Raw genomic sequence first — 21248 nt, forward strand, 5'->3', positions numbered from 1 at the left:
CCCGAGGCCCGGTCAAGGGTTCGTTCACCGGTCCGCACACTCCGGTGCTGCCTATCGTGGACCCATGACTGCACCGGACCTGACGTCGTTGATCGAGTCGCTGCCCCGCGGGATGGTGATCACCGACCCCGACGTGCTGAGCGCCTATCGATACGACCGCGCCAACGACCCGGACGCGGGGACACCGGCAGCGCTGGTGCGGCCGATGACGACCGAGCACGTGCAGACGGCGGTCAGATGGGCGGCGGCCCACGACGTGCCGATCATCACCCGGGGCGCTGGGACGAGCCTGTCGGGAGGATCGACCGCGGTCGACGGCGCGTTGACGATCTCGACCGAGAAGATGCGGCAGCTCACCGTCGACACCGCGACCCGCACCGCCGTCACCCAACCGGGAATGCTGAATGCCGAGGTGAAGGCGGCCGCGGCCGAGAAGGGGCTCTGGTATCCGCCGGACCCGTCGTCGTTCGAGATCTGCAGCATCGGCGGCAACGTCGCGACCAACGCCGGTGGGCTGTGCTGCGTGAAGTACGGGGTCACCACCGATTATGTGCTGGGCCTGGAAGTGGTCCTGGCCGACGGCCGGGCGCTCCGGCTCGGCGGCAAGCAGTTGAAGGACTCCGCGGGCCTGCCACTGACCAAGCTGTTCGTCGGCAGCGAGGGCCTGCTCGGCATCGTCACCGAGGTGACACTGCGACTGCTGCCGCCACAGGCTCCGGCCTGCACCGTCGTGGGCTCGTTCGGGTCGGTCCGGGCGGCCGTCGAGGCGGTGCTGGCGGTGACGTCCCAGATCCGGCCGGCGATGCTCGAGTTCATGGACGGCGTCTCGATCAACGCCGTCGAAGACATGCTGAAGATGGGCCTCGATCGCGAGGCGGGCGCCCTGCTGGTGGCGCAGTCGGACGCGCCGGGACCCGCCGGTGCGGCGGAGGTGGCGCTGATCGAGGAGGCCTTCGGCGCCTGCGGGGCCGCCGAGGTCTTCGCCACGTCGGATCCGGTCGAGTCGGAGGCGTTCACGGCCGCGCGGCGTGCGGCGATCCCCGCGGTGGAGCGGATCGGCGCGCTGCTGCTCGAGGACGTCGGCGTGCCGCTGCCCGCCCTGCCGGATCTGATCGACGGCGTCGGCGCCATCGCAGCCGAGAACGACGTGCTGATCTCGGTGATCGCCCACGCGGGTGACGGGAACACCCATCCGCTGATCGTTCACGACCCCGCCGACGCCGAGGAGACCGCCCGCGCCAACCGCGCCTTCGGCCAGATCATGGACCTCGCCATCTCGCTCGGCGGCACCATCACCGGCGAACACGGTGTGGGCCGGCTCAAGAAGGGATGGCTTCGCGACCAGGTGGGCGACGACGTCATGGACCTGATGGAGATGATCAAGTCGGCCGTCGATCCGAAGGGGCTCTTGAACCCCGGCGTGATGCTCTCGTAGCGCCATCAGTCGACTTACGGTGAGCGTGTCCGGGAGGCGTTCGTCAAGCCCGCGTGAACATGGACACAGACCTCGAAGCGGGTTCGGGGAAAGCTCTCGGCACCGGGTAATGTCCGTCTGTCTCGGTGGCCTCCCCAATTGATCGCCACCCATTGGTGCGGCCCTGCCCCGGGGTCGGTAGACGTTGCGAAAAGGTGTGGTGAGAACGCTCGAATGACCACTTCGGTGACTGATCGTGCGACCGGATTCGAAGCCGAGCTGCGGAACGCTTTCACCGCCGACGGGCTGGTGCTGGACGCGGACCTCGACGCGCGACAGTATCGATGCGCCCGCGGCCAGATCGGTGCCCTGATGGGGGAGATCCCGCCGGGGGCGTACATCGCCCTGCTGATGCGGTTCCCCGCTCTGACCCTCGCCGGGCTGGTGGGTCACGCGGCGCTGCGGACCGACCCGAAGGACGACTACTGGCCGGACTTCTGGGACGCCATCGGCCGCGACCGGGATCCGGCGTTCGAGACGGTGGTCGGACAGCTGATCGGCGACCTGCTGCGCGAATGCGGGCTCCGCGACGTGCCGTCGCTGCGCGAGAGCTCGGTGGTGCCGCTGCTGAAGCTCCACGCGGGTCCGACCGTGCCGACGGTGGACGCGCTCGTGGGGGTGATCGAGGATCATGTGGCAGCCGGGCACGAGCCCACCGGCGTCGCCGTTCTCGAACGCCTCACCGAGCAGGGCTTCGAGCACCGGCGCCGCGCCCTGCCCGCCGACTATCGCGTGCTGCTGCAGCATGCCCCCGAGGTGGCCGTCGGTCTTCTCAATCGCCTGTGCGAACTTCTGCTCGCGACGGTCGTGCATCCGGACACCTGGACGCCGGACGCGATCACTCCGGGCACCGCGGATCTCCCGCGGGCGATGCTCGAATCGGTGCTCGACCGAGTGCGGCGCACTCCCTTCCTGAACGACGATGCCGCCGCGCGCGACCTGTGCCGCCACCGCGCGCCCGACCTCCGCTTCGACGCGATCGACGGCGAGGTGCGGATCGTGGTTCCCGCGCGGGACGACGCCGCGGTGTGGCGGGTGTGGACCGGCGACGCCCCGGAGGAACTCGCGGTTCCGGCCGGTGAGGCGATCGCACTTCCGATCGGCGTCGCGGTGCGCGAGAGCGTCCTGATCCGGCTCGACACCGGCGTGCGACGCTCGGTACCTCTGTTCGATCCCGCCGACCCGATCATCGTGTTCGCCGACGACGGCCGTCGCATCTCGCGGTTCGAGTCGCTGCCGGCGGGAGAGGTGCTCGTCCTGATGCCGCGCGACGCCGACCTGGTCTCGGGCACACGGAGGAAGATCGCCGTGACCGATACCGTGCCCGCCCCGTGGGAGGGCTGGGAACTGCGGACCGTCGACCTTGCCGGGCACACCGAACTGACCCTGAAACGCGATGGAAGAGCCGGGCGCACGCGCCGGATCCTGCCGGTGGAGTCGCCGGCCTACGCGCTCCCGGAGCCGATCGCGGGCGTCACCACGGCAGACGGCGATCCCGTCTACGGCGAACGCCCGCTGGTGGATCTGCCCGCGCACGACGGAGACGACACCAAGGAGTGGCGGGTGCGCGTGCGGCGAGCGGGCGACCTGGACTGGCTGATCGACTATCCGTGGGCCGCTGCCGATTACGTGACCTCGGCCGACCCGTTCGACGGTCTCGAGGAACCCCTGGTGGGACGGTTCGAGATCGCCGCCGGCGACTCGTACGGACTCGATCGGCGACTGACGGTGGTGCTCGCCGAAGGGCTCGAGGTGACCCATGATCCCGTCGTCCGACTGCCGCAGGCCGACGGACTCGCGGAATCGGTGAGCGAACTCGTCGCCGAGACCGGACTCAAGATCGACGAGGGCGAACTGGCGTTCGGTCCCGGTGACACCGAACGCGTCGCGACCGTCCATGCGGGCGACGACGATCTGCCGCTGCTGATCCGTCCGCCGCACGCCGAGATCCGCTTCGAGCATCCGGGCCACCCATCGGCCTGGCAGACCTCACTGCCGACGATCGGAGTCGACGACGCCGGTGCCGGTCGTCTCACCGTCCGGGTGCCCGGCGCCGTGGACGTGTCGTTCGCGCTGCTGGACGGGGACGGCGACATCGTCCGCGAATGGGCGGCCGACTCCCGCGCGGGCACTGAGTTCACCCTCGCGGCCAGGTCGGTCGTCGACGCCGCCAAACGGCTTCTGCGGGGCAGCCTCGTCGCGTTGATCGAGGATGAGCACGGAGATTCCGAGGAGGCGGAGGTAGCCCGCGTGGCGCGCTCGGCGTCCACCTCTCAGGCGCCGGTGGCGGACTCCGCAGCCGGCGCCGACGCCCTCACCGCCGAATGGCTGCGTCTGGACACCGTCCAGGCCGCGGAGGTGGCGGCGCCCGCCCCCGATGCGGCACCGATCGAGGCGGTCGGGGCTCCGGCCGATGAGTTGTTGACCGCGGACCCCACCGCCTCGCTCATCGCCCTCGGCGACAGCCCGGTGGCGCCCTCGCGCATCCCGGCGCTGCTGATCCGGTCGGGACTGGCCGAGAGCGTGTTCACCGCACCCGAGCCGTACGACGGCGCCCACCCGAACCCGTACGTCAGCTGCCTCCTCGCGACCTCGGCCATCGTCGACCCGGCCAGTCCGCAGCGCGACGAGTTGCAGTCCTACCTGGCCACACGCGGCGGCGACGATCTGCTCCGGGTGATCGCGACCGGCCGCATGGAGGACCCGCGGACCGGTGTCTTCGACCGGAACGTGCTGGCCGTCGACGCGATGGCACGGGCGCAGGTGGAGTCGCTGTTCGAAAGTTTCCGCATCGTTCCCGGCCCGCTGGTCGATCTCGACATGCGGACCGCGGCGACCATCGAGGCCTTCCATCGCCGCGCCGAGTGGATGACCGATCCGGTCAGCCTGGAGGCGCCGCGGTACGTGAACAAGACGCTGCGCGATGTACGCCGCGCCTCGCCCGAACTGTACGACCTGATCGCCGCGCGCAACGAGGCGCTCGACGGCGTCGACACGATCAGCAATCCCTGGATGCTGCTCTCGATGCAATCGCTGGCGTTCGCGGCCATCGGGCGCCTGCAGGCGTACGGCCGGCTCAAGCAGCCGGTGCTGACCGACGAGGGTCGCGCGATGTGGGCCACGCTGGCCGACTACTGTCCGGCTATGGTGGCCGCCGACCTGCTGATCGCGAATGCGGTGGCGGTGCGTTCGGACGCGCTCGACCGGGTGCGCGCTAAGAAGTGAGTCGTGTGCGGCGAGCGGATCGAATCGATTCGGCGTCCACCCCGGCCTCACGCCGCAGCGCCTTCTGCAGGCCCGACGCGGTCTCGTAGCCGGCCGCGAGCGCTGCGCGGCGGACGGAGGAGCCCGCGCGCAGGCGGTCGATCGCCACGTTGAGCCGGGCGCGGACTCGCCACTGCCGGAACGGGATCCCGGTCTCTGACACGAACAGGCGTTGGACGTGCCGGACGCTCGTTCCGTGCCGGTCGGCGAGTTCGTCGAGCGGCCGTGCCGACAGCGGTGCCTCCACCGCGATCGCGGCCGCCACCGGATGTCGCGGCATCGGCAGGGCGAAGTACGGGCCGCTCAATCCGGCCAGGACCTCCTCGATCGCCTCGCGGAACACCGCGACCTGTTCTGCGGTCGAGGGCGCTGCCCCGAGCACACCGGTCATCACGGCGGTGAGAGCGGGCACCGAGCCGAGCCGATGCACCGGCTCGGGTGGGGTGGTCGTCGGCGACAGCAGCGGGCCCAGGACCAGACTGCCGGGGGAGTAGCGCGCCGAATGCGGAAGGTCGGCCGCCAGCCACACGGCCTCCTGGTCCGCGAGCAATACCTGCTCACCGGCGACGTCGAGTGTCGCCGAACCGGCCGCGACGTAGATGAGGTGCGGGAGGTGGTGGCTGTGCGTTCCGTGCCCCAGGAACTTCGGAGCGGCGCCGGGGACCAGGGTCGCGAGGCGGCTCGGTACGCGTTCGGCCATCGTTCACACCTCTCATCGTGTCGGCGACCGGCATGTCAGGTTGGTCGGCAGATCGTGTCACGTCCGGACCGAATCCGGTCGTTCGGTCCATTAGCTTAGTCTTGCCTAATAAGATGTGCGCGCTGGGCCGTCTCCCGTGCGCCGAACCGAGATGGTGGAAGTGATGCTCAGATCTCGTGCACTGCCTGCGACGATGCTGGCCGTGGTCGCCGTGCTGACCCTGGCGCTCGGGGGCTGTTCGACGTCCGGGGGCGATGCGTCTGGACAGACTCGTGCGGTCAAGACGTCCCAGGGCGAGGTGGACGTCCCGGTGGCACCGAAGCGGGTGGTGCTGCTCAACTACGCCCTGGCCGGCTATCTCTTCGATATGGACGTCCCGGTGGTTGCGACGACCCCCGAGGTGACCGACGGCAAGCACGAGTTCAACGCCGCGTGGGCCGAGAAGGCGCAGAAGGCGGGCACGACCTTCCTCCCCTGGAGCAACGACGGATTCGACATGGAGTCGATCCTGGAGGCCGAACCCGATCTCATCGTCGCAGGTGGTCTCGGATTTCCGCTCAAGCACGCCACCGCGGCGTACCCGGAACTCAGCAAGATCGCGCCGACCGTCGTGGTGAGCGGAGATCTGACCGAGTGGCGCGACCAATACGAGTTCCTCGCCGACGACGTCTTCAACCGGCCGGAGAAGTTCGCCGAGGCCTCGGCGGCCTACGACAAGCGAGTCGCCGAAGTCCGCGACGAGATCACCGTCCCCGAGGGTGAGATCACCTTCCTGTCGCTCACCGCGGCGGGAGACGTGTACGTGCCCATCGAGACGCGCGGGCTGCCCGCCGAGTTCGCGAAGCTCGGCTTCCGTCCCGCACCGCTGTTCGCGACGGGCCGGTTCCAGCCGTACACCCCGGGCGGCGACAGCTTCGCGCTCTCGACCGAACAGGTGGGCCAGTGGATCAATCAGGACACGGTGTTCGTCCTGGGCTTCAACGCCGACGTCACCTCCGTCGCCGAACTCGCCAAGCAGCCGATCTACGCGGCACTGCCGGCCTTCCAGAAGAAGCAGGCACACGACCTTCCGTACTGGGTGCAACGCAGCGACTACCACGAGGCGATGGCGATGCTCGACATCGTCGAGGGCATGTTCGGCGGAGCGGGTCCGGGACAGGAGCACTGATGACTCAGTCGCGGCTCACACCGCTGCCGATCATCCTGCGACGGCTGGTCGTGGAGTCCAACGAGCTCGTCAACCCGCGGCTGCGGCGCGTGCGGCTCGGCGGCGAGGAACTGGGGGCCTTCGAGCGTGACGGTGTCCTCTTTCCGGCCTTCGCCAGCCCCGGGTTCGACGACCATGTGAAGCTGATCTTCGCACCGGGCGGCGACATCGCCGACGCGCTGCCGGTGCAGCGCGCGCACGGTATCGAGTGGACGGCGTCGCCGGTGCGCGAGTCGCGCGACTACACGCCGGTCGAGGTGGACGCGGACGCGGGCACCATCGCATTCGATTTCGTCGTTCACAGCGATTCGGGGGACCGATCGGCGGCGGGGCCCGCCGAGGCCTGGGCGGCCGCCGCGCGACCCGGTGACGACCTTGGATCGTGGGGCCCAAGTCGTCCACGGTGGTGCCGCCGAATGCGACATGGACGCTGATGGTCGCAGACGAGACCGGTTTGCCCGCAGTACGCCGATTCCTCACGGAACGACCGGTGCCGGGGCCGGTCCGAGCCGTCCTCGCCGTCGCCGACCCCGTCGCACAGCAGGTCCTTCCCGTCGGCCCGGACGACGAGATCACCTGGGTGTGCGCTGAACCGGGCGATGGCGCCGCTCTGGCCGATGCCGTCGCGGGGATCGTGCCGCTCGACGGTGCCCCCTACATCTGGGGTGCCGGGGAGAGCCGCAGCCTGCTGCCGATCCGCAAGTACGTCAAGCGAGAGCTCGCGGTGCCCAAACGGGACGTCGACATCACCGGATACTGGCATCTGCGCGAGCTCGTCCCGGAGCAGGCCGCCGCGGACGACGGCGCGCCGACCGCCGGACCGGCGGTTGTGGAATCGCCGGTGACCTGGTTCGCGATCCGAGCGGCCCTGCGACTGGGACTCATCGAGGCGGTGGACGCCGGTCGTATCGGTCGCGCAGGGCTCGCGCGACGTCTCGGCATTCCGGATGAGCGGCTCGCCCCGCTCGTCGACCTGCTCATCGCGTGCCGGGTGCTGAGCGCCGACGGGACGGCGCTGACAGTCGGGGAGAGAGGCGACGTTCTCCTCACCGACGATCATGCGCGTGAGCAGTTCGACGGCGTACGCGCCGAGCAGATCCTGGCGCTGACCGAGCTGGCTGAGTGTCTCCCGGCGGCTGAGCCGGCGTGGCGCCGCCGGACCGGCACGAGTTTCGCTCGGTTCGCCGCGTCGGACGCGGCTGTGTACGCCGAACTCATCGAGGACGCCGAGCGCCTGCAGTTCCTGATCCCCGCGCTTGCGGCGCTGTCCGCGCTGTGGACCGGATCGCCGGTCTTCTTCGGGCCCGGCGCCGTCACCCTCGCGCAGGGATTGCGGACGGCGGGCGCGATCGGACCCGGTGCGGTGCCCACCGTCGTCGCTCAGGGCGCGCCACGCGCCGTCCTCGAGGAGGCCGCGGGTGCCGGGGACATCCTGTTCACCGACGACTGGCCGAGGGCTCAGACGGCGATTGCGGCGTGCGCGCTGGCGCACTGCGAGGACGAGGAGGCGGTGGCGCTGCTAGCGGCTCCGCGGCCCGCGGTGCGCAGGCTGGTGATCGTCGAATCCACTTCTCCGGACGCGCTGAGTCCGCGCGTCGCCGAGGACGCAGTTCTCTCGCTGGCCCTCGTCGGACGAGCACCGCGCGACCGCGAGCAACTCGGTCGCCTCGCGCGCGATGCGGGCTGGCGGGTCGTCGACGAGGCCGCGCTGGGGTGGGGAGTCTCGGCGCTCGTGTGTGAGCCCGCGGAGTGAACAGCGGCACCGAGACGGCCGTGCGGCCGGATCAGGGCCGGCGGCAACCCACGGAGCGCCGGATCGGCGGACGCATGGCGGCGCTGATCGCAGTGGCCGCCGTGCTGGTCTTCATCTGCGGTCTCAGTCTCGCCGTCGGTTCAGCGGCACTGCCGCTCTCGACCGTGTGGGCAGCGCTGACCGACCGCGATCAGTCCATCGACCACATCACCGTCATGGACGTGCGCCTGCCGCGCACACTGCTCGGACTGCTCGTCGGAGCGGCGCTGGGAGTGGCGGGCGCATTGATGCAGGCAGTCGGCCGTAACCCGCTCGCCGATCCCGGGATTCTCGGCGTCAACGCCGGCGCGGGCCTCGCGGTCGCCGTCGGCGTGGCGTACCTCGGATTGACGACCATCTCCGAGTTCGTGTGGCTCGGCATGGTCGGCGCCGTGGTGGCGGCGGTTCCGGTGGCCGCGATCGCCGCGCGCGGTCCCGGCGGAGCCACGCCACTGCGGCTGACGCTCGTCGGGGTCGCGTTGACCGCGGTCCTCAACGGACTGAGTCTGAGCCTCTCGCTGGTGAATCCCAGCCGCTTCGAGCGCATGCGGTTCTGGGGTGTCGGCAGTATCACCGACCGGCCCCCGGGCACGGTGGAGTTCGTCGCGCCGTTCATCGTCGCCGGACTCGTCCTTGCCCTCGCTGCGTCACGTTCGCTGAACGTGCTGGCTCTCGGCGATGACGTGGCGCGGTCGGTCGGCGCCCGGCTCGGGCTCACGCGGGCCGCGGCGGTGGTCTCGCTGGTCCTCCTGTGCGGCGCGGCCACGGCGGCGGCCGGACCGATCGCGTTCGTCGGACTCATGGTGCCGCATGCGGTCCGGATGCTGGTCGGTGCCGACCAACGGTGGGTGATCGCATTCTCTGCGCTGGCGGGCCCGGTGCTCGTGCTGGCGGCGGACCTGTTCGGCCGAGTGGTGGTGCGGCCTGAAGAACTGGAGGTCGGGATCGTCACGCCCCTGTTCGGCGCACCGGTTCTGATCTGGCTCGTCCGACGGACGCGACGTCTATGAGCGCGCACCGGACGGTGGAGGTGCTCGCCGGGCCGATCGGTCTGCGCGTGACCCGGCGCGCCGTCGTGGTCAACTCGGCACTTCTGATCCTCATCGGGGCCCTGCTGGTCGGCGCCCTGGTTCTCGGGCGCAGCGGCCTCGGCTTCGACGACCTGCTCGCGCTCATGCGCGGCGAGGGGTCGAGGAAGCAGGAACTCGTGTTCTCCTGGCGGGCGCCGAGAGCTCTGGCGTCGGTTCTCTTCGGCGCCTGTCTGGGGATCAGCGGCGCGATGTTCCAGGCCATCACCCGCAACGCGCTCGGCAGTCCGGATGTGATCGGCATCAACTCAGGTGCCTACACCGGAGTGATCGTGGTGTTGATGGCCGGCGGCTCCGGATATGCGGCCACCGCGGCCGGGGCGGTCGTCGGATGCACACTGGCCGCACTGACAGTCTTCGTCCTCGCGTACAGGCAGGGAATGGCCGGATTCCGGTTGATCGTGGTCGGCATCGCCGTCAGTGCGGTGCTCACCTCGGTCAATCACTGGTTCAGCGTGCGCGCCGACCTCGACGAGGCGCTGCAGGCGGCGATCTGGGGTGCGGGAAGTCTGGGCGGGATCACGTGGACTCCGCTCGTCGCGACACTGTGCGCGGTCGCGCTCATGCTTCCGGTTCTGCCGGTGATCGCGCACCGCATGCGGGAACTGGAACTGGGTGACGACGTGGCCGCCGCGCAGGGAGTGGATGTCGAACGCACCAAGCTCCTGATGGTTCTGGTCGGGGTGTTCAGCACCGCGATCGTCACTGCGGTCGCCGGGCCGATCGCCTTCATCGCACTCGCCGCTCCGCAGATCGCGCGCCGGCTGTGCCGCGCACCGTCGCTCAGTCTGACCGGATCGGCGCTGGTCGGCGCCGTGGTGCTCGCGGCATCCGATCTGATCGCGCAGTATCTGCTCGCCGGCGCGCGTCCGCCGGTCGGCGTGGTCACCGTCACCGTCGGCGGCTTGTACCTCATCTGGCTGCTGCTGCGCGAGTCGGCGCGCTGAGACGGTGACTGCGCTGAGACGGTGAGTGCGATGATCGTGTCGAGGTCTTCTCGGTACGCTGACCGAGTGCCTGACGACGACCGCGCCGGGAGCGCGCCGACCGTGATCGGTGTGCTCGGACCGGTGACGATCGACGGCCGTGAGGTGCCCGGCCAACGTGCCCGGCGGTTGCTCGTGGCCCTGACGCTGGCCGAGGGCCGAGCGGTCCCGGCCTCCCGCCTGATCGACGAGGTGTGGGGCGATCAGCCGCCCAAATCGCCGGGTCCGGCTCTGCACACGCAGGGCTCCCGCCTGCGCGGGCTGCTCGGCGGCGCGAGTCTGGACGGCACCGGAAGCCGGTATCGGCTGACCGGCGTGGTCACCGATCTGGAGCGGGCCCGGCGACTGGCCGCGGCCGGTCGGCCGGATGCCGCGCTCGCTCTCTGGCGCGGCACGCCCGGCGACGACCTCGGCGGGGGCGACCTCGCGCGCGAACTCGCCGACCTGGCCGACGGGGTGCGCCGGCGGATCGACGAGGCGGCGGCGGAGGCCGCACTCGCGACCGGTGACTACGCCGTCGCCGAAGAACTCGCCAGAGAACGGGTGAACGCCGATCAGCTCGACGAACCCGGCTATCTGCTGCTGATGCGCGCGCTGGCCGGCCGCGGCCGCCGGAACGAGGCGCTCGCGGTGTTCGCCCGGCTCCGGCGCACCCTGGCCGAAGAACTGGGCGTCGACCCCGGACCGGAGGCGACGGCACTGAACGCGGACCTGCTGGCCGCGCAGCCGCCGACCGTGGCCGTGCCGCGGCGCAGGCCGACCGGCGCGCGGGTGGGACTGCGCGAGGACGGCAACGTGCTGATCGGGCGGGCCGACGACCTCGCCGCGCTGGAGAGCCTGCTGTCCGATCGGAGAGTGGTGACCGTGCAGGGGCCGGGCGGCGTCGGGAAGACGAGGATCGCCAATGCGGTCGGCCGTCGCCTGAGCGAGCGCGGGACCGCCGTGTACTTCGTCCCGCTCGCCGCCGTCCGCAACGGTGACGACGTGGTCGCGGCGGTGGCCGCGACCCTCGGCGTCGGTGAGTCGGAGCTCGGCAGCAATGCCCGGCCGCGCGTCGTGTCCGGCAGCTTGTCGGACCGGTTGACCGACGCGCTGCGCGGTGGTGAGTCGGTCCTGATCCTGGACAACTGTGAGCAGGTGATCGACGCGTGCGCGGCACTGGTCGACTCGCTGATCGCCGCGGAGCCGGGTGTGCGTGTGCTCACCACGAGCCGGTCTCCGCTGCTGATTCCGGCCGAGCAGGTGTATCAGCTCCCCGTGCTCGGCGTCGCCGGCGATCGTTCTCCGGCCGCCGAACTGTTCGCCCTGCGCGCTCGTGCGGTACGCCCCGACGTGGAGCTCGAACCGTCGACCGTCGCGGCCCTCTGCGAACATCTCGACGGGCTGCCGCTCGCGATCGAGCTCGCCGCGGCGCGTGTGCGGACCATGAGCGTGGAGGACATCGCCGAGCGCATCGCTGAACGGTTCGAGCTGCTCCGCTCCACCGACCGGACGGCACCGGACCGCCACCGCACGCTGTATGCCGTCATCGACTGGAGCTGGGAACTGCTGGACCCGAGCGCCCGTGCGGCTCTGGCGCGGCTGTGCCTGTTCCCCGGCGGATTCTCACGCGAGGCCGCGGCAGTGGTCACCGGGACCAGCGGCATCGCGCTCGACGACGCATTGGCCTCGCTCGCCGACCAGTCACTTCTGCAGGTGGACGACGCCGGCGGTCGTGCCCGGTTCCGGATGCTCGAGATGGTCCGTGAGTTCGGTGAGCAGCGACTCACCGAGACGGGAGCGACGGGCGAGGTGGTCGACGCGATGCAGCGGTGGGCCCGCGAGCTCTGCCGCGACATCCGCGCCCGATACGACGTCGAGGCCGATCGCGACCTGGCGGCCGAAGTGGACCGCGAGGCCGACAATCTCGTCTGGGTGCTGCGGCGGGCCGTGGAACTCGGCGCGCCCGCGTGGCCGACGATCGTCACGGTGTTCCCGGTGCTGAGCGCATTCTGGTCGAGCCGCGGGCTGCATCAGGAGGTGCAGTCGTGGGGTGAGCGGATCGTCGACGCATTGCCCGTGCCGCCGTCCGATCTCGACGACGCCGAGCGCGAAGCGTGGCAGGTGACGCTGATCGCCGCGGCCCTGCACTTCATTCCGCGCCGGCGTCAGCGGTCGACGGCCCGAGTCCGCACTCGGCTGCGTCGGCTGCATCGCCCGGAGCACACATTCGACGATCCCGCGGAGTTCCTCTCGGCGCTGCTGATGAGCCGCACCATGATCGAGGTGTACCGGACGATCGTGCGCGGCTCTGCTTCCGGCCACGCGGCGGTGGTGCGCGCCATCGCCCTGACCCTGCTGCTCAATATGAAGGAGAACGGCGGAGACCTGGTCGGTGCGCTGCGGATCAGCGCTCAGCTCACGGAGTTCCCCGCTCGGCCGGACTCGTTCGCCGCGGCGATGGTGGACATGAGCACTGCGAGTCTCTACAGCCAGCAGGGTCTGTGGCGCGAGGGTCTGCGCCTGTACGAAGGCAGTCTCAGACGCTTCCGCGAACTCGGAGCCCAGGACGACGCCCAGCAGGTGGGCGCGTACGTCGTCGCGGCGTTACTGCAGCTCGGGGAGTTCGATCGGGCGCGCGGGCAACTCGACGCCATCGCGCACGGCTGGGCGCCGGGCGCCCCGACGCCGCAGGGCGACCCCGAGGCCGTCGCGGTGATGATGCTCGCGACTGCCGAGTACCGGCGGATGACGGGCGACCGATCGCGGTCGGCATATGAGGAGGCGGGTGATGTGCTGCTCGCGGGGCACCCGCTGGCCACCCGCGATCCCGGTGCGGTGATGACGCTCAGCGCGGTGGCCGCGGGATTGATAGAGATCGGAGCCTGCGAGGCCGCAGAACGCTACGTCGCGCCCCTCGCGGACTCGCTCGGCGCCACCATCGCCGAACTCGGATGGTACGACCTTCCGCAGACAGGAAACGTGGCGCTGGTGAGCGGCGCACTGCGGTGCGCACTGCGGCCCGGCGACGAACGCGGGGTGGCACTGCTGGTGCTCGCCGAGCGGCTGCACGCGCGACGCGACTATCCCGCGATGCAGGAGTTGATGGAACGCCGGCGCGAGGTGTCGGGCGCCGCCGACGAGGTGTGGGATCGTGCCCGGGCGCGATTAGGCGGTCTGGGACGCCAAGCGGCCCTCGCCGAGACCGTGAAGATCCTCGGCGAGGGCCGCGACTGACGGCTGTTCGATCGGCTCAGCGCGCGTTGCGGATGTATGCCCGCACGGCCAGCGGGGCGAACACCGCGGTGATGACCGCGGCACCGATCAGGCTCCACAGCACATGCGAACCGACGTGCCCGTCGTTGCACATCTCGCGGACCGCCGTCACCAGGTGGCTCACTGGATTGACATTGACGAATCCCTGCAGCCAGCCCGGCATGGTCTCCACCGGCACGAACGCGTTCGACATGAAGGTCAGCGGGAACATGATCAGCATCGACACGCCCTGCACGGCCGACGCCTTCTTCACCAGGCAGCCCATCAAGGCGAAGATCCACGACACCGCGAAGCTGCACACCAGAACCAGCAGGGTGGAGCCGAGGACGCCGAGGGCGTCGGGTCGCCAGCCCATCGCGATGCCTACCGCGAACGTGATGACGGTGGCGATGAGATACCGGACGACGTCGGCGAGCAGTGCGCCGGCGAGGGGACTGATCCGCGCGATCGGCAGCGATCGGAAGCGGTCGAAGACGCCCTTGTTCATGTCTTCGCGGAGCTGCGTGCCGGTGACGATCGACGTCACGATCACAGTCTGCACCAGGATTCCCGGAATGATGACCGGGAGGTAGCTCTTGGTGTCGCCGCTGATCGCGCCGCCGAATATGTAGGTGAACATCAACGTGAAGATGATCGGTTGCAGCACCACGTCGAAGAACTGCTCCGGATTGCGGAGCATCTTGATGATGCTGCGGCGGGCCAGGGAGAACGACTGGCTCACGGTCTCGCCGAAGCCGATGGAGCGCTTCGCCTGCGTCCGGACCTGTTCGATGCTGATCGCGGTCCGGGGAGAGGGAGGGGTCAGGGTGGTGGTGGTCATCGGAGTGCCTCCTCGGCGTCGGTTTCGGTGCGCGGGTCGGACTCATCGGATTCGGAGTGCCCGGTGATCGTGAGGAAGACCTCGTCGAGGGTGGGCTTGGAGACGGTGATCTCGTCGATCTCGATCTGCTCGTCGCGCAGGGCGAGCAGGACGTCGGGCACGCGGTCGGGATGGTGCAGTGCCACGGTGATGCGACCGGCCTCGGGGCTGAGGGTCGCGGACTCGCCGAGGACCCGCTCGGCGAGTCGGGCCACGTGCGCGGCGTCGTCACGATCGGCCGGCGTGAGCATCAGGGTGCTCGAGCCGATGGACTGCTTGAGTTCGTCCGCGGTTCCGTCGGCGATCACCAGACCGCGGTCGATGACGGCGATCCGATCGGCGAGCTGATCGGCCTCGTCGAGGTACTGCGTGGTGAGCAGGACCGTGGAACCCTGTGCGACGAGCTTGCGGATGGTCTCCCACATCTGCGCGCGCGTGCGCGGATCCAGTCCGGTGGTCGGCTCGTCCAGGAACAGCAGCGGTGGAGTGTCGATCAGGGACGCCGCGAGGTCCAGACGCCGGCGCATGCCGCCGGAGAAGTCGCTCAGCGGACGGTTCGCGGCCTCCTCCAGTGAGAAGTCGGCGAGCAGTTCCTCGGCACGGCTGCGCGCCTGAGCCTTCGACTTGCCGAGAAGCCGGGCGAACAGCGTGAGGTTCTGCGCTGCGGTCAGGTCTTCGTCGACCGACGCGTATTGACCGGTGACGCCGATCAGCGATCGCACCGCGACCGGATCCTCGACCACGTCGTAGCCGAAGATCCGGCCGTATCCGGCGTCGGGCTTCAGGAGGGTCGCCAGCATGCTGACGGTGGTGGTCTTGCCCGCACCGTTGGGACCGAGGACCCCGTAGACCGTGCCTGCGGGCACCGCGAGGTCGACGCCGTTGACGGCTTTCGTCGACCCGAAGTGCTTGACCAGACCTCGGGCGTCGATGGCGAGATCGGAGTCACGCCCGGTTGAAGCGCTCGACCGGGGGAGCGTTGAGGAGTATGTGTTCATGCCGGAAACCATGCGCCCGTGCGCTTTCACGGCGCTGTCGTCGGCTTACACCGATCGCGCGCCGCTTACGCGGCCTCCGATTCGGGCACGCCGAGCAGCGGTTGCACCCGTGCCGGGATGGAGTACCCGGACTGCCACGGGTACCGGCCGTCGTCGTCGGGCCAGACGAGTTGTATCGCATCGAACCGGGCGCCGTAGACGACCCGCGTGAGCCGCAGAGCTCCGGCGTCGATGACGTCGATCGCACGGAACCGGACCGGGCGGCGCAACCGCGCGGGTACGTCGGACCCCGGGCCGAAGCCAGGGTCGGCGACCACCGCCCGTGCCGCGTGGTCGAGCAGGATCCCGGCGAGATCCGGCGGGAGCCCGGTCATCACCAATTCCGGGCGTCCGTGCTCGGTCAGCCCGGTGGTGTAGGTCAGGGGCGGGTTGGCGGCGTCACCGAGCACGCCGGTCACCGACCAGCGTCCCTCCGCGATGAGCGCGAGGGCGTCGCCGACCAGATCGTCCGCGCCGTCGCACCGTGGGTCGAACTCACACATGACATCCTCCTGACCGATTCGATCATTTGTTCGATTGGTGGTGTCACTGTACGACGCGGGTCCGACAGAAGTCGGCTTCAAGAGAAAGCGGCGAGGTGCGCCGGGCGAGTCGCGCCCGGCCGACCCCGTTCGGGCGCGGCGCCTAGACTGGGTGCGTGCCAGGCCGAATCCCCGATCGCGACATCGCCGCGATCCGTGAGCAGACGCGCATCGAAGACGTGGTCGGAGACTATGTCACGCTGCGCAGGGCCGGCGCGGACCGCATGACCGGGTTGTGCCCGTTCCACGATGAGAAGACACCGTCGTTCCACGTCCGGCCTCATCACGGGCACTTCCACTGCTTCGGGTGCGGCGAGGGCGGCGACGTCTACACGTTCCTGCAGAAGCAGGAGCACGTCAGTTTCGTCGAAGCCGTCGAACAGCTGGCGGACCGGATCGGTTACACCATCAACTACAAGGGCGGCGGCACCGCGATCAAGCGCGACCGCGGCACGCGCGCCCGGCTCGTGGCCGCCAACGCGGCGGCGCAGCAGTTCTACGCCGAACAGCTCGCGACGCCCGAGGCGCAGGTGGCGCGCGACTTCCTCACCGAACGCGGCTTCGACGGCACTGCGGCGGCGCATTTCGGCTGCGGGTACGCCCCCGCCGGGTGGGACACGATGACGAAGGCCCTGCTGAAGCTCGGCTTCCAGTTCTCCGAGCTGGAAGCCGCCGGGCTGTCGAAGCAGGGCCGCAAAGGGCCCATCGATCGGTTCCATCGGCGTCTGCTGTGGCCCATCCGCAATCTCGGCGGCGATGTCATCGGGTTCGGCGCGCGCAAGCTCTTCGACGACGACAACCTCGGCAAGTACATGAACACGCCCGAGACCATGCTGTACAAGAAGTCGCAGGTGCTGTTCGGACTCGACCTGGCCAAGCGTGACATCGCCAAGGGCCACCAGGTCGTGATCGTCGAGGGCTACACCGACGTCATGGCGATGCACATGGCCGGTGTCACCACGGCCGTGGCCTCTTGCGGCACGGCGTTCGGAGAGGACCATCTGGCACTGATCCGCCGGCTGATGATGGACGACTCGTACTTCCGCGGCGAGGTGATCTACACCTTCGACGGCGACGACGCCGGTCAGGCCGCGGCGCTGAAGGCCTTCGAGGGGGAGCAGTCCATCGCCGGTCAGACCTTCGTGGCCGTCGCGCCCGACGGTATGGATCCGTGCGAGCTCCGACAGTCTGCCGGCGATCCGGCGTTGCGTGATCTCATCGCCCGGCGCATCCCGATGTTCCAGTTCGCGATCAAGTCGTTGATCGCCCAGCAGAACCTCGACACCGCGGAGGGCCGCGTGGCGGCCCTGCGGGAGACGGTGCCGGTGGTGGCGAGGATCCGCGACGTCGCGCTGCGGGACGAATACGCGCGCCAGCTCGCCGGGTGGGTCGGCTGGGACGATGTGGCCCAGGTTCTCTCGCGCGTGCGCGCCGAGGCCAAGCGACACGGTGGCCGGCGCGGCGCGAACGCGCGGCAGCGGAACTCGCGCACTCGACCCGAGGCGATGTCGCCGCCGCCGACCGCGCGACCGCTGCCGAACGACCCGCGGCTCTGGCACCAGCGCGAAGCGCTCAAGGCGGCGCTTCAGTATCCCGCCATCGCGGGCACGGTCTTCGATTCCCTGCCCGGCGAGTGCTTCACCGATCCCTCGTACCTGGCTGTCCGCGAGGCGATCGCGGCGGCCGGGGGAGCGGCGAGCGGTCTCGGCGGCGCCGCCTGGGTGGACGCCGTCCATCACGGCGTGATCGACGACCCCGCGGTGGCTCCGCTCGTCACCGAGCTGGCGGTGGAGCCGCTCCCGGTCGAGGACGACCGTGTGCCGCAGTACATCTCGAGCGTCCTGGCGCGGTCGCAGGAGATCTGGGTCGGCTCTCAGATCGCCGACATCAAATCGAAGCTGCGCCGGATGTCGCCCGCCGGGGACCCCGACGGTTACAACGCGCTCTTCGGCGACCTCGTGGCGCTCGAAGCGTATCGGCGCAGTCTGCTCGAGCAGGCCTTCGACGCCGGAGCGGACGCGGTCTGAGTGGTTCCGGCGGCGGTGTCCATCGGCGGGTTCTCCCCAGCATCGTCTGCGGTGCGTCGTAAGGTGATTCTCTGCTGACGGACGCCCTCGTCCCGGCGGAAAGGGTAAGCGCATGACGCAGGTGATGAGGAGCTCGGTGCGCGAGCTGACGACTCGCGGCGTGATCCTTGGTGGTCTCATCACCCTGGTCTTCACCGCGGCCAACGTCTACCTCGGACTCAAGGTCGGTCTCACGTTCGCCACTGCGATTCCGGCGGCGGTCATCTCGATGTCGGTACTGCGCTATTTCCGCGATCACACGATCGTGGAGAACAACATCGTGCAGACCATCGCGTCGGCGGCGGGCACGCTCTCGGCCATCATCTTCGTCCTGCCCGGTCTCATCATGATCGGCTGGTGGACCGGCTTTCCGTACTGGATGACCGTCGCGGTCTGCGCGATCGGCGGCATCCTCGGCGTCATGTACTCGATCCCGCTGCGGCGCGCGCTCGTCACCGGCTCTGATCTGCCGTATCCCGAGGGAGTGGCGGCCGCGGAGGTCCTGAAGGTCGGCGACTCGTCCGGGCGCGACCCCGACGCCGTCGACCCCAACCGCGGCGGTATGCGAGCGATCGTTCTCGGTGCGGTGGGCGCCGCGTTCTTCTCCCTGCTCGGTTCGCTGAAGCTGATCGCCTCCGAGGTCGCGGTCGCGTTCCGTGTCGGCTCGGGCGCGACGATGGTGGGTGCCAGCCTGTCGATGGCGCTGATCGGCGTCGGCCACCTGGTCGGCATCGGGGTCGGTATCGCGATGCTCGTCGGCCTGGTGATCTCTTTCTTCGTCATCCTTCCGACGCGGACATGGGACGCCATTCCCTCCGGCGATCTGCTCGACGGTGTGAACAGCGTCTTCAGCGCCGACGTGCGGATGGTGGGAGCCGGCGCGATCGCGGTCGCGGCCGTGTGGACGCTGCTGACCGTCATCGGCCCGATCCTGCGCGGCATCGTGGCGGCCGCGGCCAGCGCACGCAAGCGCAGGTCGGGCGAGAGCGTCGACGTGACCGAACGCGACATCCCGATCCAGTACGTCGGCCTGACGATCATCGTCGCGCTCATCCCGATCGGATGGCTGCTCTGGGACTTCATGAAGGGGACCGCGCTGGTCGGGAGTGCCACCGGCATCCTGATCGTCACGATCATCTTCGTCTTCGTGATCGGCCTCGTCGTGGCCGCCGTGTGCGGATACATGGCGGGCCTGATCGGATCGTCGAACAGCCCGATCTCCGGTGTCGGCGTGCTGGTGGTCCTGTGCGCGGCACTGCTGATCAAGGTGACGCACGGCCCCGCCGACAGCACGAGTCAGACCGAGGCGCTCATCGCGTACACGCTGTTCACCTCGTCGGTGGTGTTCGGTGTCGCGACCATCTCCAACGACAACCTGCAGGATCTCAAGACCGGTCAACTCGTCGGCGCCACGCCGTGGAAGCAGCAGGTCGCGCTCATCATCGGCGTGCTCTTCGGATCCGCCGTGATCCCGCCGATCCTGGGACTGATGAACAACGCCTTCGGTTTCCAGGGCGCCCCGAACGCCACGGAGAACGCCCTGGCCGCCCCGCAGGCCGCACTGCTCTCGACACTGGCGAAGGGCGTCTTCGGCGGCGACCTCAACTGGGCCCTGATCGGCCTCGGCGCGGCGATCGGCGCCGGCGTCATCGTGGTCGACGAGGTGCTCAAGAGGACCACCTCGAACCTCAAGCTGCCACCGCTGGCCGTCGGTATGGGCATGTACCTGCCGATGTCGCTCACGCTCATCATTCCGATCGGTGCCTTCATCGGTCTGGCGTACGACAAGTGGGCGCTGCGCGACCCGATCGGCGGCGAACGGAAGAAGCGGCTCGGCGTGCTCCTCGCGACCGGCCTGATCGTCGGCGAGAGCCTCTACGGCGTCGTCTTCGCCGGCATCGTCGCCGGCACCGGAGACGACTCGCCGCTGGCGATCGTCGGCGACGGACTCGGCAACTGGATGCAGGTGATCGGCGTCGTGGTATTCGCCGTGATGCTCACGGCGATGTACAGCTACGTGAAGCGGATCGGTTCCGACGACGGGCCCGCCGCCACTGCGGTGCAGACCAAGAAGTAGGCGGAGGGTAATCTCTGTCCTCGGGCCGATTCGGCTCAGGGGCGATAGCTCAGTCGGTTAGAGCCGCTGACTCATAATCAGCTGGTCGCGGGTTCGAGCCCCGCTCGCCCCACTGAAACATCCCTGCGTCCGTCAACATCCCTGCTCCCGCCGACCGCCCCGCTCAGGCCCGGGTCACCCCGATCGACGGCAGGAAGAAGTACGAGGTCCGGCCGCGTCGCACGGTGCCGTAGACGGCGCACACCACGACGCCCTGGCCGGTGTCGACCAGACCTCCGCGAACGCCGTTCGACGGGATCACGCGCAGCGCTCGTTTGAGGCGAGAGACCGTGCCGGCGTACATCACCGGCGGAATCGGTGCGGACTTCACACGCTTGGAGACCGCGTCGATCACCGTGTCCGTGAGTCCGCCGAGCGGCGCGCCGAGCCCACCGCGCAGCGTGGTGACGTTCAACCAAGCAACGTGGACGCCGGACTTGTCGCCGAAGTCGGCGAACACGCCCACGGGCAGGAAACCGTAGAGGATCTCGCCGCCGCGCACCGCGTTCACGCTGACGTTCGCAATGGTGAGGTTGCCGATTCCCGGGGTGTACGGACCGGCCACGGCGCCGCCGACCGCGACCGGAAAGGTGAGGTCGGTGCTGAGTCCGACGGTCGGCGTGAACGTGGTGATGCCGAGTTGGCGCAGCAGCCGGTTGGCGGCTTCCACACCGTCCACCGGAACCGGGGCGGACTGTGCCTGAATCGGGCTGGTGAAGGTGCGCGCGGTCGCCAGGGCTCGGGCTCCCGGCACTGCGAGGGCGTCGGTGGCGGAGGCCGCGGCCCGGCCGACCAGTGCGGTCGACTGCTGTGCGATGCCCGTGACGCTCCGTCTCCCACGGTCTGCTAACGAAGTCACACG

15 protein-coding genes and 1 tRNA gene are annotated in these 21248 nt (G+C 69.7%); 11 read left to right on the plus strand and 5 right to left on the minus strand.

What is annotated here, in order from left to right:
* Nucleotides 1-64: 64 nt before the first annotated feature.
* Both ACE11G_RS06215 and ACE11G_RS06220 read left to right on the plus strand, forming a co-directional pair.
* Nucleotides 65-1435 carry an FAD-binding oxidoreductase gene (locus ACE11G_RS06215; RefSeq protein ID WP_062366591.1) on the plus strand — a complete coding sequence of 457 codons (1371 nt, stop codon included), beginning with the start codon at nt 65-67 and terminating at the stop codon, nt 1433-1435.
* A gap of 225 nt (nt 1436-1660) precedes the next feature.
* The gene (locus ACE11G_RS06220; RefSeq protein WP_375003948.1) at nt 1661-4699 is read left to right on the plus strand and encodes a hypothetical protein; all 3039 of its coding nucleotides are present in this window, start codon (nt 1661-1663) and stop codon (nt 4697-4699) included.
* Here the strand turns inward: ACE11G_RS06220 and ACE11G_RS06225 are convergent.
* On the minus strand, nt 4689-5438 hold the full coding sequence (locus ACE11G_RS06225; RefSeq protein ID WP_062366595.1) for an AraC family transcriptional regulator: 750 nt from the start codon (nt 5436-5438) through the stop codon (nt 4689-4691). The two genes, ACE11G_RS06220 and ACE11G_RS06225, sit on opposite strands and share 11 nt — an antisense overlap.
* 163 nt (nt 5439-5601) lie before the next feature.
* Here ACE11G_RS06225 and ACE11G_RS06230 point away from each other — a divergent pair, with 163 nt between their 5' ends.
* From ACE11G_RS06230 to ACE11G_RS06255, 6 genes are all read left to right on the plus strand, one after another.
* Nucleotides 5602-6606, plus strand: coding sequence for an ABC transporter substrate-binding protein (locus ACE11G_RS06230; protein ID WP_006897821.1), 1005 nt, complete (start codon nt 5602-5604; stop codon nt 6604-6606).
* Entirely contained in the window at nt 6606-7079 is a 474-nt protein-coding gene (locus tag ACE11G_RS06235; protein WP_052692453.1) for a siderophore-interacting protein, read from the plus strand. Before ACE11G_RS06230 ends, ACE11G_RS06235 begins: the two co-directional genes overlap by 1 nt.
* The gene (locus ACE11G_RS06240; RefSeq protein WP_375003949.1) at nt 7028-8398 is read left to right on the plus strand and encodes a siderophore-interacting protein; all 1371 of its coding nucleotides are present in this window, start codon (nt 7028-7030) and stop codon (nt 8396-8398) included. The genes ACE11G_RS06235 and ACE11G_RS06240 overlap by 52 nt, the downstream gene beginning before the upstream one ends.
* Nucleotides 8395-9447, plus strand: coding sequence for an iron chelate uptake ABC transporter family permease subunit (locus ACE11G_RS06245; protein ID WP_375003950.1), 1053 nt, complete (start codon nt 8395-8397; stop codon nt 9445-9447). The genes ACE11G_RS06240 and ACE11G_RS06245 overlap by 4 nt, the downstream gene beginning before the upstream one ends.
* Nucleotides 9444-10472 carry an iron chelate uptake ABC transporter family permease subunit gene (locus ACE11G_RS06250; protein WP_006897818.1) on the plus strand — a complete coding sequence of 343 codons (1029 nt, stop codon included), beginning with the start codon at nt 9444-9446 and terminating at the stop codon, nt 10470-10472. The genes ACE11G_RS06245 and ACE11G_RS06250 overlap by 4 nt, the downstream gene beginning before the upstream one ends.
* A gap of 66 nt (nt 10473-10538) precedes the next feature.
* Entirely contained in the window at nt 10539-13727 is a 3189-nt protein-coding gene (locus ACE11G_RS06255) for a BTAD domain-containing putative transcriptional regulator (RefSeq protein WP_375003951.1), read from the plus strand.
* 16 nt (nt 13728-13743) lie between these two features.
* Here the strand turns inward: ACE11G_RS06255 and ACE11G_RS06260 are convergent, their stop codons facing one another.
* The 3 genes from ACE11G_RS06260 to ACE11G_RS06270 form a co-directional block, all read right to left on the minus strand.
* Nucleotides 13744-14586, minus strand: a complete 843-nt coding sequence (locus ACE11G_RS06260; RefSeq protein WP_278124236.1) for an ABC transporter permease — start codon at nt 14584-14586, stop codon at nt 13744-13746.
* Nucleotides 14583-15623 carry an ATP-binding cassette domain-containing protein gene (locus ACE11G_RS06265; RefSeq protein WP_062366756.1) on the minus strand — a complete coding sequence of 347 codons (1041 nt, stop codon included), beginning with the start codon at nt 15621-15623 and terminating at the stop codon, nt 14583-14585. Before ACE11G_RS06265 ends, ACE11G_RS06260 begins: the two co-directional genes overlap by 4 nt.
* A gap of 65 nt (nt 15624-15688) precedes the next feature.
* Nucleotides 15689-16165, minus strand: a complete 477-nt coding sequence (locus tag ACE11G_RS06270; protein ID WP_006897814.1) for a DUF4262 domain-containing protein — start codon at nt 16163-16165, stop codon at nt 15689-15691.
* 155 nt (nt 16166-16320) lie between these two features.
* Here ACE11G_RS06270 and dnaG point away from each other — a divergent pair, with 155 nt between their 5' ends.
* The 3 genes from dnaG (at nt 16321) to ACE11G_RS06285 (ending at nt 20459) form a co-directional block, all read left to right on the plus strand.
* A complete protein-coding gene (gene dnaG, locus ACE11G_RS06275) occupies nt 16321-18231 on the plus strand; it encodes a DNA primase (protein ID WP_375003952.1) in 1911 nt (636 codons plus the stop codon).
* Nucleotides 18232-18343: 112 nt separating this feature from the next.
* Nucleotides 18344-20347 (plus strand): OPT family oligopeptide transporter, encoded by a 2004-nt coding sequence (locus tag ACE11G_RS06280; protein ID WP_006897812.1) that lies wholly within the window; start codon nt 18344-18346, stop codon nt 20345-20347.
* Nucleotides 20348-20385: 38 nt separating this feature from the next.
* A tRNA-Ile gene (locus ACE11G_RS06285) sits at nt 20386-20459 on the plus strand.
* Between the two features lie 51 nt (nt 20460-20510).
* Here ACE11G_RS06285 and ACE11G_RS06290 read toward each other — a convergent pair.
* Nucleotides 20511-21245, minus strand: coding sequence for a hypothetical protein (locus ACE11G_RS06290; protein ID WP_375003953.1), 735 nt, complete (start codon nt 21243-21245; stop codon nt 20511-20513).
* Nucleotides 21246-21248 lie beyond the last annotated feature (3 nt).

The sequence above is a fragment of the Gordonia sp. PS3 genome (genome assembly GCF_041950545.1).
GTDB lineage: Bacteria > Actinomycetota > Actinomycetes > Mycobacteriales > Mycobacteriaceae > Gordonia > Gordonia sihwensis.

What these genes read in the sequence shown, in the direction of transcription:
- ACE11G_RS06215 (WP_062366591.1), top strand. Translation starts at nt 65, where the DNA reads ATGACTGCACCGGACCTGACGTCGTTGATCGAGTCGCTGCCCCGCGGG.
- ACE11G_RS06225 (WP_062366595.1), bottom strand. Translation starts at nt 5,438, where the DNA reads ATGGCCGAACGCGTACCGAGCCGCCTCGCGACCCTGGTCCCCGGCGCC.
- ACE11G_RS06230 (WP_006897821.1), top strand. Translation starts at nt 5,602, where the DNA reads ATGCTCAGATCTCGTGCACTGCCTGCGACGATGCTGGCCGTGGTCGCC.
- ACE11G_RS06235 (WP_052692453.1), top strand. Translation starts at nt 6,606, where the DNA reads ATGACTCAGTCGCGGCTCACACCGCTGCCGATCATCCTGCGACGGCTG.
- ACE11G_RS06250 (WP_006897818.1), top strand. Translation starts at nt 9,444, where the DNA reads ATGAGCGCGCACCGGACGGTGGAGGTGCTCGCCGGGCCGATCGGTCTG.
- ACE11G_RS06260 (WP_278124236.1), bottom strand. Translation starts at nt 14,586, where the DNA reads ATGACCACCACCACCCTGACCCCTCCCTCTCCCCGGACCGCGATCAGC.
- ACE11G_RS06265 (WP_062366756.1), bottom strand. Translation starts at nt 15,623, where the DNA reads ATGAACACATACTCCTCAACGCTCCCCCGGTCGAGCGCTTCAACCGGG.
- ACE11G_RS06270 (WP_006897814.1), bottom strand. Translation starts at nt 16,165, where the DNA reads ATGTGTGAGTTCGACCCACGGTGCGACGGCGCGGACGATCTGGTCGGC.
- ACE11G_RS06280 (WP_006897812.1), top strand. Translation starts at nt 18,344, where the DNA reads ATGACGCAGGTGATGAGGAGCTCGGTGCGCGAGCTGACGACTCGCGGC.